Below are 19308 nucleotides of genomic sequence, written 5' to 3'. Positions count from 1 at the left end.
TATAAAATTGACCGGTTGGTCTATTTTATCTTTTCAGGGAGGAGAGCTATGACACAGGAGGAACGCTCGGAAATTACCCGGAAGAAGATTCTGGACGCGGCCTTCCAGGAATTTGGGCAGAACGGCTATGCCGCCGGAACAGTCAACCGCATCTGCGGGCATGGCATCACAAAAGGCCTTTTTTATCATCACTTCAAAGGAAAAGACGAGCTCTATCTCGCCTGCCTGGAAATCTGCGTAAATCATCTCGTCCAATTTCTCACCCCGCATGTGGAGGATTCCCGGGATTGCCTGAACGCCAGGCTGATTTTTTTTGAACAGTACCCGGAGGAAGCCCGGATCTTTTTTGACGGCATGCTGAATCCTGCGCCGAATCTTGCCGGCCGGATCGAGGAGATTCTCCTCCCACTGGATATGCTGAACCGGAGAGCCTATGGGAACCTGATCGCCGGCATGACCCTCCGCGAGGGCGTTACCCCGGAAAAGGCCGTGGACTGGCTCGCGTTGATGCAGGAACTGCTGAACGGCTATTTCAGCAGTCCGAAACTGCGGTTCCGTGACCTGGCGGAAAAAATGCGCCTGCACGAGCAGGTGCTTCCGGAGATTCTGGACCGGATCCTGTTCGGGATCGCCAAAGCCCCGGACAATCCCCAGGCTTCCGGAAAATAAAGAACGCCGGTATCTGTTCAGGCCGGGGGAGGAGCCGCGGTACCGTCTTCCGCGGTCATTGCGCAGAGCTTCCCCGGCTTGTGCTGAACAATGACAATCGCTGTCAGAAAGTCATACTCTGGAGGGTTTATGATGACGATAGATTTTCTTCGCTGGATGATGGCACTTGTCCTCGCCGCTCTCGCCGGACAGCTGATACGGAAATTCAAAATGCCGGCCATCCTGGGATGGCTGATCGCCGGCATGCTGCTCGGCCCGCATGCGCTCAGCCTGATGCCCGATACGCTGCTCAAAAATTCCGTTTACTCTGTTCTCATCAACTGGTTTGCCACCGCATTCGGCATCATGCTTGGCGCCGAGCTCGTCTGGAACAATATCAGGAGCTACGGACGGGCGCTGATCATCACGACGCTGACCCAGTCCCTCGGCACCTTTGCGGTTGTCTCCCTGGCATTCTGCGTAATTTTCGCCATCCGGGGCGTTCCGTTCTGGCTAGGTTTCGTGTTCGGCGGCATTGCTCTCGCCACCGCCCCGGCTCCCGCGGTCTCCATCGTGACCGAATTTCATACCAGAGGCCCGGTGACGGACACACTCCTCCCGATGGCCATCATGGATGACGTGGTTGGCATCGCCGTCTTCTTCACCGTGAACGCCGTGATCGCCGGAAAAGTGTCCGGCAGCAGCGGAAGCCCGCTTCTGATCCCCGTTCTCATTTTCCTGCCTGTCCTGCTCGGTGTTGCGGTTGGCTTTCCCTTTGCCTTGATCCTGAAGCATCTGGAAAATGTCCGCCTTGGCCTCCTCACGCTCCTCGCCGGCATCACAGTGGTCGAACTCACCGGCTGGGTCTTCAACGCGGTGCTCCTCCCCGGCATCTCCCTCAATTACACCCTGATGGGAGTTTCCTTCGCGGCCGTGTTTTCCAACCTGCTCCCCCAGAAACAGGTGGACATCCTGACCCATGGCTTCTCGCCGTTCCTCGGCGTCTCACTGCTCGCGACGATCGTAAACCTCGGCGCACCGCTGGACTACCACCTGATTCTCGGCGCCGGCCTGTACACCTTCATCTATATCGCCGCCCGCGCATTTGGCAAATATTTTGGTGCCCGCTTCGGCGCCACGGTAACCCATCTGCCAGACACCGTGCAGAAATACCTCGGCCTGACACTCCTGCCCCATTCCGGCGTCTCCCTGGTATTCACAGGCATTGCCTGCGCTACCCTGTCCCCGCTTCCTGATCTCGCAAAGATCATCCAGGGGACGATCGCCGCTGCCGCCGTGATCAATGAGATCATCGCCGTTTTTGCGGCAAAGAAGGGTTTCGAGCTTGCCGGAGAAATCCACGCGGGGGATCCCGGGAAAGAGGACGCAGACTGAGCGCCGGGATCCGCGGAGAAATAGCACAGCATTCATGCCGCAGGCTGAGCGCCGGGATCCTCGGAGAAATAGCACAGCGTTCATGCCGCAGGCTGAGCGCCGGGTATCTCCCGGGCGGGATTCCGCCCGGATGTCCGATCACCGCACATGCACACTCCCTGTTTTTTGGGAATTTCCCCGCTTACAGCACCGGCTTTCCGCAGTTCGGGCAGAATTTCGGCGGGTTCTCCGGATCCGGAATCTTATAGCCGCACTCCGGGCAGAACTTCACAAGCCGCGCCGCGTTCTGCGCCTGGCCTGCCTGATACATCTGTCCGACATTCATGCCGTTATTCGCCCCTGCGTTCTGCGCCATGCCGAAGCCCATGAATCCCGCCATCGCGCCATTCGGGTTCTTCGCCGCCTCCTTCATGGCTTCCGCCTGCGCGGCAACCAGCGTCGCCGCCGCCATGCTCTGATCCTTGAGCGCCGCCGTCCGCTGCATATCCTTGATCATCTGCTCATCCTCCTCGGATGCGCTGATGGAGGAGACGCCGAAGGAAACAATTTCAATCCCGCGGAGATCCCGCCACTTGCTGTCCAGCTGGTGGTTCAGGGAATCCGCCAGCTCGGCGGCGTGCGCCGGAACCGCGCTGTAGCGCACGCCCTGGGCGCTGATCTCGGCGAAGGCCGGCTGAAGGGCAGTCAGAAGCTCCGACCGCAGCTGGTCGCTGATCTCACTGACCTTGTAGGTGTCCCGGAAATTTCCGCAGACATTGGTATAGAACAGCACCGGATTCGTGACCCGGATACTGTACTCCCCGAAGCAGCGGACCTCGATATCCACATCCAGATTGGCGTGCGGATCCACCACCCGGAACGGCACCGGGTTCGCCGTCCCGTACTTGATCCCCGGCATTTCCTTCGTGTTAAAGTAGTAGACCCTCTGGTCCGTCGCGGGCTGGCCGCCGAAGGTAAAGCGCTTCCCGATCTCCCGGAACACCTCGCCGATGCTGTCCCCCAGCTTTCCGGCGAAAACCGACGGCTGCGCCGATGCGTCATAGCGGTATTCCCCGGGCTCCGCGCAGACCTCCGCGACCTTGCCGTTGTCCACGATCAGCATGCACTGCCCGTCCGCTACCGCCACGACGGAACCGGTGGTGATGATATTATCATCAACCCGGTTGCTGGAATGCGCGCTTACCCGCTTGTGCCCCCGAACCGCGATCGTGTCCGCGGGGATCGCCTCACAGTAAAAATATTCCTTCCACTGGTCCGCCAGTGTAGATGACGCACCGGAAACAAGTCCTCGAATCAGTCCCATAAAATTTTCCTCCAATAATCAAACAGCAGGATAAGGATCCCCGCCCAGGATATTCCCGGCACAGGGTTCCGCGCAGCCGGTCTCACATCAGTTTCGGGTCATAGATTGCCCTCTGTCCGCCGGTGTATTTCGGACGGCGCCTCGCGCAGGTGATATGCGCCTCCCCGATCGTCTTTCGGGAAATGCGCAGCGGCACGGCCACGGGATGGATATGCATGCCGATCAGGGTATCCCCGATGTCAATGCCGGCGTCCGCCCGGGCATCCAGGCTCTCCACGAGAACCGGATCCGCCCCGTTTTTATAGGCAGCTGTCGCAAATGCGCCCCCGGCGTGGTTCGGCTGCGGGATCGCGTTGACCTGCTCGAGGTCATAGCGCTCCATGACCGCGCGGTCGACAACCAGCGCCCGGTTCAGGTGCTCACAGCACTGGGCGGCAAGGAAAATTCCCCGCTCATCCAGCGCGCGGGTGATGCCGCGGTACAAAGCCTCCGCCACATCCATATTCGTGTTCGTCCCGATTTTCTGCCCGAGGACCTCGCTGGTCGAGCAGCCCACCACGAAGACATTTCCCCGGGCAAGATGCGCCGCCTCACAGATCTCCGTGACCGCCTGATAGCTCTCCTTCTCAATTTCCTCCAGTGCCATGATGACCACTCCTTTCCGTTATCCGCGGATAATCTTCTGAAAATCATCCTCCTGGCCGAGAACCAGCAGGGTCTCCTTGTCGGAAAGAACCATATCCGGCTGAATTTTCATATTGATATGCCCGTTCTGCTTCGCCCCGAGAATATTCATGCCGGCCTTCCGGCGCAGATCCAGCTCCCGGATGGACTTGCCGACCCATTCCGCGGGCACCCCGATCTCCATGACCGCATAGCCGTCCCCCATAGAGAAATAGTCGAACAGGTGCTCTGAGCTGTAGCGCATCGCCGTCCACTCCGCCATCTGCTTTTCCGGGTAGACGACGTCGTCCGCACCATTTCTCAGGAGAAACTTCGCGTGGACGTCACGCGAGGCGCGGGCGACCACCCGCTTTGCCCCGAGCTCCTTGAGAAATGCCGTCGTCTCCAGGGAGCTCTGGAAATCATCGCCGATCGCCACGATGCAGAGGTCGAAGTCCCGGATCCCCAGGGACTCAAGAAAATCTCTCCTGGTGGAATCACCCACCAGCGCGTTCGTCACATAGGGCAGGACCGCCTGGACCCGGTCCTCGCTCTTATCCACGGCCATGATCTGATGCCCGAGCGCATGGAGGCGCATGGCGGCGTGGCGGCCGAAGCGGCCGAGCCCGATCAACAAAATTGTCTTCATAATTTCTCCCTTCCGCTCATCCCACCATCATATCTTCGTGAGGATATTCCGCAAGATGCGGGTGCATGCCGAGCGCGGCATAGATAATGGTGAGCCCGCCAACTCTCCCGAAAAACATCAGCACAATCAGGATCGCGCGGGAAATCCATCCCAGCTTCGTCGTGATGCCCAGCGTAAGTCCCACCGTCCCCAGGGCCGAGGCGGTCTCAAACATACAGGTCTGCAGGGGAATCCCCTCAACCCTGCTGATGATCATGGCACTCAGGAGAAACAGCTCGAGATACATCGTCAGGATCGCTGAGGCCCTCCTCACAATGCCGTCCTCCACCCGCCGCCGGAACAGGATGGTGTCCTTCCGGCTGGTAAATGCGGCTGCCGCCGAGGCGAGCAGCAGCACGACGGTCGTCGTCTTCATACCGCCGGCTGTAGAGCCCGGAGAACCGCCGATCAGCATGAGGACGATCATCAGCATTTTCCCGCTGTCGGAGAGCGCGTCAAGATTCTCCGTGTTAAATCCGGCCGTCCGCGCCGTCACCGACTGAAAAAGCGACGCCCAGAACCTCTCCCCCACCGGAAGCCCGGCAAATTCCGCGAAAAAGAACCACACGGCAGGCGCGAAGATCAGCACCGCCGATGCCGTGACCGCCACTTTGGTCTGCAGCCTGTATCGGTGGAAATGCAAGCCGTTCCGCACAAGATCCTGCCATACGAGAAACCCGATCCCGCCGATGATAATGAGGCACATCAGGGTGAGATTGATCACGGGATTCGCGCGGTACGCCGTCACCGAGGAAAACGGCTCGCGGACGCCCATAAGGTCGAACCCGGCGTTGCAGAAAGCGGAAACCGAGTGAAACAGGGCATAGCCGGCTCCCTTAACCGGCCCGAAATCCCGGCAAAACACCGGACACATGACCGCCGCGCCGATGAGCTCGATCGAGAACGTGACTTTCAAAATAAACTGGGTCAGCCGGACAATCCCGCCCACCTGGCTCGCCGAGATCGATTCCTGCAGGACACTGCGCTGCATCAGGGAGATCCTCCTCCCCGAAAACATCGTCAGTGTCACCGCGATCGTCACCACCCCCAGGCCGCCGATCTGGATCAGCGTGATGATCACGAATTTCCCAAACAGGGACCAGCAGCGGGCCGTGTCGCGGACCACCAGGCCGGTCACGCAGACCGCCGAGGTTGAGGTGAACACCGCGTCGGAAAACGGGGTAACCGTGCCCGCCGAGGACGAGACCGGAAGCATGAGCAGCAGGGCGCCCAGCAGGATCACGCCCAGAAATCCGAACAGGATCACCTGGAAACTGGATAAATGCTTGACCTTTCTCAGCCAAAAATTCTCACGCATACCATTCTTTCCTCCGGAGCGGGAAATATGGCCGCTTCTCTCTCGCTTTTTTCACCTCGCCGAGATCGATATCCACCAGCAGAAGGTCTTCATCCTGATTCGATTTTGCGATCGTATCCCCCTCGGGATTCACCGCGATCGACTGCCCGGCAAATTCCATCGCCGCCTCCACGCCGGTCCGGTTGGCCATGGCGATAAAGCAGCTGTTCTGGTACGCCTCGACCCGGACCTCCTGTTCAAAGAGCTCCATGGGCTCCGCGGCGGTATTGGCCGTCGGAATCAGGACCAGCTCCGCGCCGCGGACCGCCTCGGTCCGGACACTCTCCGGGAAATGCCGGTCGAAGCAGACGACAATGCCGATTTTCCCGAATTCCGTGTCGAAGACATGGAAACCGTCATCCGACGGGGTGTAGTAGTCCTGCTCATAAAACTGCGGCATCTGGGCCACATGGACCATCTTCTGGCAGCCCAGCAGGTCGCCGTTCCGGGCAATCAGAAAGCTCGCATCGTAATTCTTCCCATTCTCCCGATAATAGAAGTTCGGGGAAGCCATGATGCGGTATTTCCGGCAGAATTCCCGGAACATCCGGAAAACCGGGTCATCCGCCCCGATCGCCTCCGGTCCCATCGCCCCGCCGCAGCAGCCGCCGACATTTCCCGGGAACTGGGCGAAAAACGGGGAGAGCTGGACCTCCGGATAGAGGATGAGATCCGCTTTCCGCTCCGCCGCCTTCTCCAGCATGGTCAGGCTTTTCATCAGGTTGCCCTGTTTATCCCCGCTCATTGCCATCTGCGCTAGTGCAATTCTCATGTCAATTCCTCCAGTCTCTTTCCTTCCGCGGGAACCGGGACCTCCCTGCCGAGGGCAAAGGAAAAGATCTCCGCCGACACCGGCAGATGAAACATATCCGCCAGGGCATCAGAATACAGCTCAAGCTGGATCCGGTAGCGGTCAAGCAGTTCTTCCCCAGAGTTCACGCGGTCAGTCTTGTAATCGATCAGGACAAGCCTGCGGCTTCCCTTCTCCACCGCCTCGATAAAAAAGGCGTCGATGATTCCCTGGACGAGGATGGTCTCCTCCCTCGGGAAATGCGGATACAGCCGGTCAGCATTGATCCCGTGGACGAAGACCTGCTCCCGGCGGAGAAGGCCCGCCCTGTCCGCCGCCGCCATCCTGGCGGCAATCCCCGATGCCAGAAACCGCCGCATCGCGGCAAAGGGAACGAGCTTTGCCTGCCTTCCGGTAAGTTTTCCCTTCCGGACAAGCTCACGCTTCCAGTCCTCATATTCCCGCTCCGTCACCGCCGCAGGCTCCGGAAACCGCCGGTAATCCATGAGCTCGCAGACGCGGTGGACGGCCGTCCCCCGCTCGGCGCCGCCGGGCGATGTCTCCTGTCCCGCATCGGCGGCGGGGTTCTGCCGTCCGGCGCCGCCGGGTGATGTCTCCCGTCCCGCATCGGTGGCGGGGTTCTGCTGTCCGGCGCCGCCGGGCAGCGGGGAACCTTCCGCGGCTCTCACCGCGTCCGGGAAAATATCATCCCCGCAGCCTGCGGTCTCCGCCTCCCGGGCAAACCGCGGAATATACTCCTCCGGCTTGTGCTTCCGGTAGAAATCCCTTGCGGTCTCTCCGCCCTCCTCCTCGCTTCCTGCCATCGCCGCCTGCTTGATCTCGCTGACCGTGGTCACCAGGCACAGGCCGTCCAGATTCTGGTGGGAATACTGGCGGGAGAACCGCCGGCGGAGCCGCTTTGCGAGGGCGGGATCCGGAAGGGCGTCTGCGGTGGCATTTTCCAGCTCCATCAGGAGGCTGATCCGGTCCGAGATACTTCTCTGCCCTTCCTCCCGGGAGGAAGCGAGATTCTTCACGGAAACCACGGAGAGCCGGACAGGAAGGCCTCCCGTGCCCTCACGCATACCGGATATCAGATCTTCCGGGGCAGCCTCGCCCTCCGTGCCGGGGAGCAGATCCACCCCGCCCGCGGCGAGAAGCTCCGCGCTGAGCGCGATGAGCAGCAGGTCAAAATAGGACCGGGGCGCCGGAAAACTTCCCGATCCGGCGATCATCTCCGCCGGGAGCTTTCCGCCCGCGTTCATGCGAAGCCCGCCGGAGGTGAGCTCCCCGAGCCGCTTCCCGAGAGATTTCACATTCCCCACCAGGATCAGCTTCTCCTTCGCTCTCGTCATCGCCACATAGAGCACCCGGAGTTCCTCCCCCAGGGAATCCCGGCGGATCTTCTGCGCAATCGCCTCCTTCCTGAGCGTCGGGCAGATGGAGCGGGTCTCCTCCTCAAAATAGTCGATGCCCATGCCCAGTTCCCCGTCTAACAGCAGGGGACCGCCGGTGTCCTTCGCCGAGAACCGGGACGCGAGCCCGGCCACAAAGCAGACCGGAAATTCCAGCCCCTTGCTCTTGTGGATCGTCATGACGCGGACGCCCTCTGCCTTCTCGTCACGGACGCTGACCTCGCCGTAATCGACGCTGTATTTTCTGATCTGGTCGATATAGCGCAAAAATTGAAAAAGTCCGGTATAAGATGTTTTTTCAAAATCCTGCGCTTTCTCCACGAGGAAGCGGAGATTGGCGCTCCGCTGATTTCCCGAGGGAAGAGCCGCCGCAAATGCGGCAAACCCGGAATCATAGAGGATATGGCCGAGAAGCTCGTGGATCGACACGGCCTCCGCCTCCTTCCGGAGCGCATCGATCCTGTCGAGAAGCCGGGCACATTTCTCCCTGAGCTCCGGGGAAATCCCGCTTCCCGCCGCTTTTTCGGATTCCTCCGCGGTGCTTCTTCCTTCACCGCCTGATGGTTCTTCCGCGGCGCTTTCCCCTTCGCCGTCTGACGATTCCTCCGCGGCGCTTCTTCCCGCCGCGCTCTCGAGACAGCCGCAGAGCAGCATCCCCCGCGGCGCCGCGGCCCGGACCTGCCCGATTTCGTCCTCGGTGAATCCGCCGAAATATCCCCGCATCACGCCATACAGCGGAATATCCTGCCTGGGGTTGTCCAGGGTTTCCAGGAGGCAGAGAATCTCCCGGATTTCCGCGGTCTCGAAATACCCCGCCTGGTTTTCGATGAGGATCGGGATCCCCTCCTGCTCAAAAATTTTCCGGTATTCATCGTTCCAGGTCACCTGCGAGCGCAGCAGGATCACGATGTCGCTGTATCTCACCGGGCGGAGTTCCCCCGTCTCCTCATCCGTCACCATGAGCGGCCGGGCGCTTCTTCCGTCCTCGCCGGGATCCGCGCCGGTGAGCTGCCGGATCCTGCGGGTGATGGCAAGGATCTCTTTCTCCTTCGAGGAAATGCTCTCGGCGTTATCCGCCTCCGCGCCCGCGCCATTTTCCGCAGCATCCGCGCCATTTTCCGCAGCGCCTGCGGCCTCCGCGCGCTTTCCGCCCGCCTCCGCGCCCGCGCTGTCGCTCTCTGCGGAATCCGCGCCTGTGCCATCCTCCTCCGTCTCCACCGCGATCAGCTCCGCGGTATACGCCCCGGGAACCTCCCCCGGCGGATAGGAGGCGCCCGCCTTTAAGGACGCCGCCCCGTCATAATCCACCCCGCCGATCTCCCGGCGCATGATGTGCCGGAAAACCGCGTTCGCCGCGTCCAGCACCTCCGGACGGCTCCGGAAGTTCTGGTCCAGGTCGATCCGCTCCGTCACGGGATCATTTTCCCGGTAACTGGAAAACTTCTCGATAAAGAGCTCCGGGCAGGCCCCGCGGAAGCGGTAGATGCTCTGCTTCACATCGCCCACCATGAAGCGGGCGTAGCGCCGCTGGTCCTCCTTTCCGGTGCCGCGGCACATATCCAGATCCCCGCCGATGACGCCGAGAAGAAGTTCCTGCACCTCGTTGCTGTCCTGGTACTCGTCGATCAGGACCTCCTCGTAATACCGCCGGCAGGCGAGTGCCGCCGGGGTCGGGCGGAGAACGCCGTCCTCCTCCCGGATCAGCACGCGGAGCGCATACCGCTCCATATCCGCGAAATCGATGACATTCCTGTCCTTCTTCGCCTGATCAAGCTCCCGGAGATAGGCCAGCGTGATTTTCGCGAGGGAGGACGCCGGCCCCGCCGCCCGGCGCATCCGGTGAAGCTCGGCGGATGCCTGGCGGGATGGATTTTCCAGGTTTCCGCTGCCGGATCCGCCGGAGCCTCCGGCGGGCGGGATTTCCTCGGCCAGCGCGGTATAGCGGACGAAATCCGCGCAGGTTTTCTTCGCCTGATCCCGCAGCTCCTTCACCTGGTTCTGGAGCCGCTGCCGCTCGGCAAAGTCCGCCGCCTCCTTCTCCTTCTTCTTATATACCATCCGCGGAAGGGATTCAAATGGAAGCTCCGCCGCCTCGGAGAGCACCTCCGCCATCGCGCGGATTTTCCGCCAGTCCGCCGCCGGATCCCGGAGCTCCCGGAGCATTTCGTCAATTTTTGCCGGGACATCCGCCCCGCCGAAAAGGCGTTCCAGATATTCCTTCTCCCCGCGGATCAGCAGCCCGGACGGCTTCTTTCCCGGATCCTCCGGCGCATAATATTTTCCCGGTCCCAGGGGGGACAGGCAGATTTCCTCCATCCGGAGATACGCCGCATAGACACTCCGCAGGGCGAGAAGACCCGGTTCCAGCAGCTCCCTGATCCATGCCGAGGAGAACATTTCCTCCTCCGAGCCGCAGGCATAGTCCTTCTCCCTGTCCCTGAGCCACCGTTCCATGCCCGGATGGGAGGCCGCCGCCCTGTACAGGGTAAACATCAAGCCGGACAGACGGTCATCGTCGATCTGATCACAGAAATAGTCGGTCATTTCCCGGAACTCGTCATCGGTCAGCCCGTCGTCGAACCCCTCCGGGGTCTCCCCGCCGTCCCCCATGTGGCGGTCGTAGGCCTTCTCCAGGAATGCCTCCATCACGTCCTTTTCCAGCAGCTCCGCCTCATTCTCATCCATGACCCGGAAGGCGGGATCCAGCCCGATCTCGCTGAAATTATTGCGCAGAAGGGTGCTGCAGAAACTGTCGATCGTCGTGATCTGCGCGTGGTGCAGCAGGATTTCCTGCTTCTGGAGATGGCGGTTTCCCGGGTCATCCATCAGCTTTTTCGAGATCGCCTTTCCGATTCTCTCCCGCATCTGGGCGGCGGCCGCCCTGGTAAATGTCACCACCAGCAGCCGGTCGATGTCCAGCGGCTTTTCCGGGTCGGAGATCATGCGCACGATTCTCTCCACCAGGACGGCGGTCTTACCGCTGCCCGCGGCGGCGGACACCAGAATATTGTGATTCCGCGCATTCAGTACCTTCGTCTGCTTCGGTGTAAATGTGATGGCCATGATCTCACCTCTCTTTCCCCGCATCCGGTTTTCCGGAGCCCCGTTCCGGCTGTCCGGGCCGCCCATCGGCCACTTTCCCCGCATCCGGTTTTCCGGAGCCCCGGGGGGACGGCGCGTCCCCGGCTGACGGCGCGAGCACGCCGCGGTCCCATTTTTCCACGATACGCCGGCTGCACCCCGGAATCCTCGGGTCGAAGCCGCACGCCCCGGCGTAGGGGCACCAGGTGCAGGCGCTGGTTCCCGCATCCAGAATGACCGGGCTGGCAGTGATATTGCCGGCAAGGATGTTCTGCGCAATCTCCGCGACGGCATCCCGGACCGTCTTCATCAGGAGTTCAAAAGACCTCCCCGTCAGGACTTTTTCGCTTTTCCGATAGGTGACCGGCTTCCCGTCTGCCGACTTATTCTTCGCCGCCGGGATGTAGTCCGAGGCACGGGCTGCCGGATCCGCCGCAAGCGTGCGGTCGAGATTCCCGATCTCCTCCCCGCAGACAAGCCCGGTCGGCCGGAGCGCCCGGGTGAGTGCCGGAAGCGCCAGCGCCTCAGCCTCCCGCTCTGCCTTTTCCCGTCTGCCGGCATTCCGCCCGGCATCGTCCTCCCCCGCAGGAACGGCGGCGAACACCGCGTCCTTGTCCCTGAGCACCGGATCGTGGAACCAGGAATAGAGCACCGCCGAGGGCACAACCCGCGCCTTCGGATTTCTCCGGGAAATTTCCCGGCACATGACATCCATATAAATCAGGAGCTGCACCTGCAGGCCGGCGGCCATCCGGTCAAAATCCGGCTTCTGCATGCCCGACTTATAATCCACGATCTTCACATGAACCACCGAACCGCCGTCCAGGCCTTCCGGAAGCTTCGTACTCTCCTCCGCGCTCTCCGGCTGTCCCCCCGGCAGCTCCACATAGAGATCCACCCGGTCAATCCGGCCAAGCATACGGAGCGTCCCGCCATTTTCCAGGGGGAGAATATACTCACCGGATATGCCGAAGAGGTACTCGAACAGCACCGGCGTGAAGACCCCCGCTCTCAGCTGGGCGCGGATCGTCCGGACTGTCCGCTCCAGAAGCCTCTCCATCCGCACGGTCTGCGCCCGTCTCCGGCTGCTCACGGTGAGAAGATCCCCCCGGTAGCCATTGACCGCCCCGGCCAGCGCCTCGCGGACGAGCGCCTTCCCCTCACTGTCGCTGATGTCCTGCCAGCGGAGATGGCGCTCGCGGAGAAGCTCTCCGAACTTCTTCACGCTGTCGTGCATCACGGTTCCCCGGTCACTGCTCTCAAAGGTGAACAGCCTCCGCTCCGTGAGCCCGAGCCCGCGCTGGAGGAAATAGCGGAGATAGCACTGGGCAGCCGTCTCCATGGACGACACAGAGCCGTAGAGATTCCCGTGATACAGCTTCTCCACAGTTTCCCCTGTAATGGGCTTGGGATCGTAGCGGAGAAATGCCGCCTTCCGCATCCGCCAGACGGTCATTTTCGGCGCCTCCGCCGGCCCCTTCGCGAGATCGTCCGCCGCGAGGACACCGTAGAGCGTGAGGAACTCCCGCTCTTCCTCCGAGCCCGCCTTCATGGCACCGTCGGCGTATGACCGGATCTGTCCCGCCAGCACCCGGTGCGCGTCCGCGCTTCCCGCGATCTGCTCTGTCACCGGCAGCTCCTCCGGTTTTTCCTCGCGGATATCCGGGAACATCCGGAGAAGAAGGCCGATCATGTAGGACGGGCGGAGCGCCGACCCATCGGTGTCCGACGCGGCATAGGACACGTACAGCCGGTCTGTGCAGCGGGTGAGGTTCAGGTAAATGTGCAGGCGCTGCATGTACATTTTCTGTCTCGGCGTCGGGGCGAGCTCGTCCCGGAACGTCAGAAGGAATTCCCGCTCCAGGTCGGAGATAAACCCGCCCTGGGAGGTATTTTTCGGCACATTCCCGTCATTTGCCCCGAGGAAAAAGAGCACCTTCACCTCATTCATGCGGGTCCGCTGCACATCGCCGACCAGAATCCGGTCCGCCAGGCGCGGCACCGTGCCTAGGCTGATCTCGGAAAGGCCCGCCTCCATGAGCTCCAGATACTCCGCTGCCCCGATCTCCTCAGCCCCGGTGAGGTCGAAGATCTGGTCCATGAGATTCACGACAGCGCGGTAGATCTGGTCAAATTCCTGCGCCCGCACGGTATCTCCCGCCTGCTCGAACGCCTCGGCAAAGGCCCTGATTTTTTCCTCCGCCCCGATGTGGACGAGAAAGGCATAGAGCGCCTCCGTCCTCTCCCCGGCGGTGTGCTTCCCGGTAAGCCGGATCGGCTCGATTTCCTCCAGAAACTGCTTCCGGAACACCTCCATCTCCTCGTTCGCAAATGGCGCCGCCCAGCGGGAACGGGAGGAAATCCCGTGCTCCAGGCAGTAATTTTCCAGAATGTCGACGTCCCGGGGGGCAAGCCCAGAAAGGCCGCTCCGGAGATACCGGAAGACCATCTCGTAGGAGAAATCGCCGGCGGCGATCGACAGCGCGCTCCGAACCGCCTCAATCACCGGATTGTGGATGATCTGCCTCGTCGTGTCGATATAAACCGGAAGGCCGTATTCCGCAGCCACCGTCCAGACCAGGTTCTGATATTGGTCAAGATCCCCCACGATGACGCCGAAATCCCGGTAGGCATAGCCTTCCTCCTTCGCCATCCGGCTGATGAGCGCGCACATCCGGCGGACCTCCGCCTCCGGATCCTTCGCACTCCACACGGCCACCGCGCCCGCCGCTTTCCCGCGGTACTCCGCTGTCGGGAAGCGAAACAGGGATTTCTCCAGGAAGGCCAGGGCAGAATTGCCCTGAAAGCGCCCGGGCACATCCCCCGCGGGGACAATGTCCGGCTCCGCCGAGTGGGGAACCCGGAGTTCTTCCGCGAGACGCATAATCTTCGCCGCGGTGAGCCGGGAGAGTGAAAACAGCTCCTGCTCCGCCGGGCGGCTGTCCGCACGGATCTCCGCGGGCTCCGGTCCTCCGTCCTCCCCGAAGGTAAGGCTGATCACAACCTCCTTCGCGCTGAGGAGGAGCGAGGCAATCACGCGGTACTGCACCGGCGTGAAGTCGGTAAAGCCGTCGATCACCACAACGCTGTCCCGCACCGTCTCCGACTTGGGGATCTGCTCCGCGAGGATACCCAGCCGCTCCTCCCCGGTCATGAAGCGATCCTTCTCCTCCTCCAGAAATCCGCGGTAGATCACGATCAGGTCCCGGAGGCGGGCTTCCAGCGCGCGCTGGCCATTCGCTGCCGCAAAATCCGCCATTTCCCCGACATCCTCCGGCGACAGCTGGTACTGCATAAACTCCGTCAGGATGGCCTGGATGCTGCTGATATACCCGACCCGGTCAATGCGGTCCGCCAGGACATGAAGGTCTTTTTTGTGCTTTGCCGCGGCGCGGCGGACAAGAAGGCCCCTGCCCACGCCGGAGAGCACCGAACGCTCATCCGCGCCGGTCTCCCCGAAGATCCGGTACGCCATGCGGGCGAAGCTCAGCACGTCCACATTCATGATCCCCCGGGACGCGCTCCGGGTGACCAGATCCATCTGGGTCTGCATGGAGTACTGCTCGGGAATCACGTAGAGGAAGTGCGGAAAAGCCGCCGCTTCCCCATTTTCCCCGCCCCGGGCAAATGCACGGAGGGCGTCCTCCGCCCGCTCCAGCATCCGGGACTGCAGCAGCCTGGTCTTCCCAGCCCCCGAAGGGCCAAAACAAAAGCGGTAGCTCATGCGACAGCTCCTTTCCTGTTTCTGTTCAGAACATGCGGGCAAGAGAGCCCGCAGACCGGCCGCCCGCGGACGGCCTTGCGGATTCTCCCCCGCATGCGGCCAGGCGCCGCAGGCGCTCGGACCCACACATCTTCCGCGCGGCGCGCGGCCCGCCTCGTCCGCGGGAAAATGGCGCACATCTGGATATCATTCTACCGCATTACGCCCCTTTATGCTAGAATAGGGGGTGTTTCCTGAGGCTCCGCCATAGAAAGGCCCCCACATGTTAGCCACTCTGATTATCGCCCTGAACGCCTGTGTCCCATACATTATCTATCTCGGCATCGGATACATCTCCCGGGAGCGCCGTCTGGCCTCCGAGGACTTCTTCAATAAACTGAACACCTTCACCTTCAAGCTGTTTTTCCCCTGCATGATGTTCTATAACTTTTACAATATCCGTGTGGAAGATGGCTTCGATACCCGCTTTGCCGTCTACTGTGTCGCCGCCGTCTACACCGTGATGGGAATCAGCTGCCTCATCGTTCCCCGGCTGGTCAGCGACCGGCCGAAATGCGGATCGATCATCCAGGCAGTCTTCCGCAGCAACTATCTGCTGTTCGGCGTCCCCATGGCCGAGGCTGTCTTCGGCCAGGAAGGCTCAAAACTCGGCGCGGTTATCCTGGCATTTGTCATCCCGATCTACAACGTGATGAGCGTCATCATCCTGGAATATTTCCACGGCGGAGACGTTCATCCCGGAAAACTGATCATCGATGTTCTGACCACCCCGCTGATCTCCGGCGCCATCTGCGGATCCATTTTCCTGCTGCTTCACATCCCGGTACCCACCTGCATCCTGAATCCGGTCAGCAAGCTCTCTTCCCTGGCTACCCCGATCGCCATCATCACGCTCGGCGGCACGCTGCACTTTAACGCGATCGGCAAGAATCTCCGGTATCTGGTTCCGGTGCTTCTCGCGCGCCTCGTCTTCATTCCTCCGATTGCGGTCTTCGTCGCACATGCGCTCGGATTCAGCCAGGTCGAGACCTTCATTGTGCTGATCCTCTTCGCGACGCCGGTGGCTGCCGCCTCCTACCCCATGGCCCGGAATCTCGGCGGCGACGGGGAGCTGTCCGGGCAGCTGGTTGTCCTGAGCACGGTGCTCTCCGTCGGAACCATCTTCTGCTGGATCGTCCTCCTGCGGACGATCGGGATAATCTGAGATGCCGGAAAGCTGGAGCTAAAGGCAAAAAATATCAGGGCTGTAAGGAACCATTTTTCCGGTTTCCTTACAGCCCTGTCTGCGTAGGTTTGGAGTTTTACAGAACTTTCTGGCATTTACTTTCAGCCGGTAAAATTGACTCTCCTGCCTTCCTCCGCGGAGACATACGCCGCATACATGATTTTTGTCGTCTGGTACGCGATATCGAATCCGGAAGACGGTGTCCGGTCAAAGGCGATGGTCTCCAGGAAATCCTGCATTTCCCCCATATAGCCGCGGATGATCTCATCATTGACAAATGCCTTATTCCACCCGAGTTTTCTGGGAAGCATCTCGGAAATATAGACATCGTCCAGGCCGTCCTCATCCAGAAAGTACGTGTTCAGCAGGTCATTCGGCGTGATGTTGCAGATGAGCGCGTTGTCGTTGGCATAGACCTCGATATAGTTCTTCGAGCCGCCGAGCACGGTATCGCTGGCGATCGTCAGGCACTTTGTCCCATCGGAAAATGTCACGGTCACCGCCGCATAGTCCTCGACGTCCTCCGGCCTCGCCGCAATGTGCCGGTGCTCATACGCATTCAGGCAGGCCGTGGTCACGCCGACATCCGCCGTCACACTGCGCACGGAGATCTCCTCCCCTCTCGCCACGGCTTCCTGCTGCTTGAGCCAGAGCATGCCGCTCAGCGGGTGCGTCCCTGTCCGGACCAGGATTCCGCCGCCGGTCTTATTCCATTTTCCCGCAACCGGGGAACTTGATCCCTTGAGGCTCTCCTCGCCCTTCATAAAAAGAATCTTGGATTTTTTCGCGCGGATGATCTCCGCCGCCTTGCGGACAGGAGTGGCATAAACAAAATTTTCGGCATAGAGGAACTTCCTGCCGCTGTGCGTAAGGGCCTCACGAAGTTCATCCATCTGTTTTACACACTCCGCGTACATGACCGATTTCTTTGTCGTCCTGCCGACATTCTCCTCCCCGGGGCGGCCGAAATATCCCGTCAGCGGTTTTTCACAGATCACATGTTTTCCCGCCTGAATTGCCCGGATCGCCATCGGAATATGGAGAAATGGCGGCGTGACGATGTCAATCACATCAATCTCCGGGTCGGCGAGCATTTCCTCAAAATCATCGGTCACCTTTTCGTAGCCATACGCTTCTTTTATCTGCTCCGCCAGATCCGTCTTCACATCGCAGACTGTCTTCAGCCGGAACGGCACGCCGCTCACCCTGCGGTATCCGTTGCCGTGCAGATGCGCCGCATAGCCGGCCCCCACAGTGCCGATCACAACCGGTCTGTTCATTGTCTCCATCATCATTTTCCCCTTCTTCCCTCTCAAAAGTCAGCATCCAGAAGCAATTCACTGATAGCTTTAGTATAAAAACTGTGTTATGATAGTTCAAATACAATAATTATAAAATTTGTTCTGCTATTCCTAACAATATAACCAGGCTTTCCCTTACACCAAGCCATGATGTCAGGTCAGATGATCCTGTCTCTAACAGCTGATCATTTGTTCGTTTTTATCGAAGAAAGGGATATTTTCCATGACTTTAAATCAGGTGATCTATTTTCAGGCCATCGCCAGAACCGGCAATCTCCGGCAGGCGGCGGAGGAGCTCTTTATCGCGCAGTCCAGCCTCAGCACAGCCATCCGAAACCTGGAGAAGGATCTCGGCGTTCCCCTGTTTATCCACGCCCATCAGCAATTGAAGATCACCAGGGAAGGAGAAGCTTTCCTAGAGCACGCGAACATCATCCTCAGAGATGTGGATGAGGCGCGGATTCACATGAGGCGCCTCGCCGAAAATCACGAACATGAGCTACGGATCGGCTGCATTCCCCCGCTGATGCATCACTACTTTCCTCAAAAGATGCAGCAGTTTATGCAATTATCCGAAAATCTCCATCTGCACTTTTCCTTTCAGACCAACGACACGCCGGAGCTTGTCCGCGGGTTGAAGGCCGGCTTATATGATCTTCTCATCTGCTCGGAGAGTGACGATCCCGAGCTCCGGCAGGTAATGATCCAGGCGGAGCCCCTGGTCTTCCTGACCCCGCTGTTCAGCGGGGATGAGCCCCGGGAAATCATTTCCAGAAAACTGATTTCCGAGACGGTAGTTCCGGATTCCTGGGAGAGCTTAAGCCACCTCCCGCTGATCGGCTACAAAAAGGGCTCGGTCATGGACCGGGCCCTGGAAAATCTTGCCAAAGAACAGCAGATCACCCTGGATTTCCGCTACCGGGCACCGGGGGATGACGACATCCGCACACTGGTTGATTACCACTTCGGCTATGCCATCGTTCCCCGAAGCCAGGCGATCAGCGCTACCCTCCGGCAGTGCCCGCTCCCGTCCGAGGTTCCGGCGCGGAAAATCTTCCTCACCTCGCTGAAATCCCAGGCACTCTACGGTGCTGCCGGACGGTTTGAAAAATTTCTGATCGTGACGGACAGCGAAAACCCGTGACCTGGATTTCCGCTACCGGGTACCGGAATTGTGGTACAATAAGCAGACAACCGCAAACGCACAGCCTTCAGGAGGGAGAACTGCCATGTCCTTTCAATTTGCCCACTTTAACTTCAATGTCCTCGACCTTGACCGGAGCATCGCCTTCTACCGGGATGCCCTCGGTTTAACGCCGGTCCGCTATAAACGGACGGATGACTTCACGCTGGCCTACCTCGGTGACGGAAAAACCGGCTTCGAGCTGGAACTTACCTGGCTGAAAGACCGCACCAAGCCATATGACCTCGGGGAAGATGAATTTCACCTTGCCATGGCCGTGGAAGACATGGATGCGGCGCATGCCCGCCACAAGGAAATGGGCTGCATCTGCTTCGAAAATCCCGCGATGGGCATTTATTTCATCGAAGACCCGGACGGCTACTGGATTGAGATTGTCCCTGCCCGCAAGCAGTAAGGCCGCCGCGGAGAGGGAAAGCGCCCACAGGCAGTCCTCCCGCAGGGGAACTGCCGCCCCCACAGACAATTATCCCGCAGAGGCGTGACAACCTCTGCGGGATAATATTTTCAGCGGAAA

At 60.3% G+C, this 19308-nt stretch carries 13 protein-coding genes; 5 read left to right on the top strand and 8 right to left on the bottom strand.

The features are described 5' to 3' along the window. The first annotated feature begins 48 nt into the window (after window positions 1-48). Together ISF27_RS08830 and ISF27_RS08825 are read left to right on the top strand one after the other, a co-directional pair. Window positions 49-669 carry a TetR/AcrR family transcriptional regulator gene (locus tag ISF27_RS08830; RefSeq protein WP_194611147.1) on the top strand — a complete coding sequence of 207 codons (621 nt, stop codon included), beginning with the start codon at window positions 49-51 and terminating at the stop codon, window positions 667-669. A gap of 132 nt (window positions 670-801) precedes the next feature. After that, a complete protein-coding gene (locus ISF27_RS08825; RefSeq protein WP_194611146.1) occupies window positions 802-2043 on the top strand; it encodes a cation:proton antiporter in 1242 nt (413 codons plus the stop codon). A 181-nt stretch (window positions 2044-2224) separates the two neighbouring features. Here ISF27_RS08825 and ISF27_RS08820 read toward each other — a convergent pair whose 3' ends face one another. From ISF27_RS08820 to ISF27_RS08790, 7 genes are all read right to left on the bottom strand, one after another. Beyond that, complete coding sequence (locus ISF27_RS08820; RefSeq protein ID WP_194611145.1) at window positions 2225-3346, bottom strand: SPFH domain-containing protein; 1122 nt, start codon at window positions 3344-3346, stop codon at window positions 2225-2227. Window positions 3347-3428: 82 nt separating this feature from the next. Further along, window positions 3429-3992, bottom strand: a complete 564-nt coding sequence (locus ISF27_RS08815) for a TIGR01440 family protein (protein WP_194611144.1) — start codon at window positions 3990-3992, stop codon at window positions 3429-3431. Window positions 3993-4010: 18 nt separating this feature from the next. Next, on the bottom strand, window positions 4011-4658 hold the full coding sequence (locus tag ISF27_RS08810; protein WP_194611143.1) for a potassium channel family protein: 648 nt from the start codon (window positions 4656-4658) through the stop codon (window positions 4011-4013). 16 nt (window positions 4659-4674) lie between these two features. Further along, a complete protein-coding gene (locus ISF27_RS08805) occupies window positions 4675-6015 on the bottom strand; it encodes a TrkH family potassium uptake protein (RefSeq protein ID WP_194611142.1) in 1341 nt (446 codons plus the stop codon). Continuing rightward, window positions 6008-6826 (bottom strand): carbon-nitrogen hydrolase family protein, encoded by an 819-nt coding sequence (locus ISF27_RS08800; RefSeq protein ID WP_194611141.1) that lies wholly within the window; start codon window positions 6824-6826, stop codon window positions 6008-6010. The genes ISF27_RS08805 and ISF27_RS08800 overlap by 8 nt, the downstream gene beginning before the upstream one ends. Continuing rightward, window positions 6823-11406 carry a UvrD-helicase domain-containing protein gene (locus ISF27_RS08795; protein ID WP_194611140.1) on the bottom strand — a complete coding sequence of 1528 codons (4584 nt, stop codon included), beginning with the start codon at window positions 11404-11406 and terminating at the stop codon, window positions 6823-6825. Before ISF27_RS08795 ends, ISF27_RS08800 begins: the two co-directional genes overlap by 4 nt. After that, window positions 11327-15064, bottom strand: a complete 3738-nt coding sequence (locus tag ISF27_RS08790; RefSeq protein WP_194611139.1) for a PD-(D/E)XK nuclease family protein — start codon at window positions 15062-15064, stop codon at window positions 11327-11329. The genes ISF27_RS08795 and ISF27_RS08790 overlap by 80 nt, the downstream gene beginning before the upstream one ends. Before the next feature lie 262 nt (window positions 15065-15326). Here ISF27_RS08790 and ISF27_RS08785 point away from each other — a divergent pair, with 262 nt between their 5' ends. Beyond that, window positions 15327-16268, top strand: a complete 942-nt coding sequence (locus ISF27_RS08785) for an AEC family transporter (RefSeq protein ID WP_194611138.1) — start codon at window positions 15327-15329, stop codon at window positions 16266-16268. Between the two features lie 122 nt (window positions 16269-16390). On the opposite strand, the gene ISF27_RS08780 is transcribed toward ISF27_RS08785, so the two are convergent. After that, window positions 16391-17569: a Gfo/Idh/MocA family protein gene (locus tag ISF27_RS08780; RefSeq protein ID WP_194611137.1), complete on the bottom strand. Its 1179-nt coding sequence runs from the start codon at window positions 17567-17569 to the stop codon at window positions 16391-16393. Between the two features lie 244 nt (window positions 17570-17813). On the opposite strand from ISF27_RS08780, the gene ISF27_RS08775 reads away from it, so the two are divergent. Together ISF27_RS08775 and ISF27_RS08770 are read left to right on the top strand one after the other, a co-directional pair. After that, the gene (locus tag ISF27_RS08775; RefSeq protein WP_194611136.1) at window positions 17814-18734 is read left to right on the top strand and encodes a LysR family transcriptional regulator; all 921 of its coding nucleotides are present in this window, start codon (window positions 17814-17816) and stop codon (window positions 18732-18734) included. Between the two features lie 85 nt (window positions 18735-18819). Continuing rightward, window positions 18820-19188 (top strand): VOC family protein, encoded by a 369-nt coding sequence (locus ISF27_RS08770; RefSeq protein ID WP_194611135.1) that lies wholly within the window; start codon window positions 18820-18822, stop codon window positions 19186-19188. Window positions 19189-19308 lie beyond the last annotated feature (120 nt).

This window comes from Clostridium vitabionis (assembly GCF_015351765.1).
In the GTDB taxonomy this organism is placed as follows: Bacteria; Bacillota; Clostridia; order Lachnospirales; family Lachnospiraceae; genus Clostridium_R; species Clostridium_R vitabionis.
The sequence above is the reverse complement of the archived record's forward strand: the minus strand, read 5'-3'. Positions and strand labels throughout refer to the sequence as shown.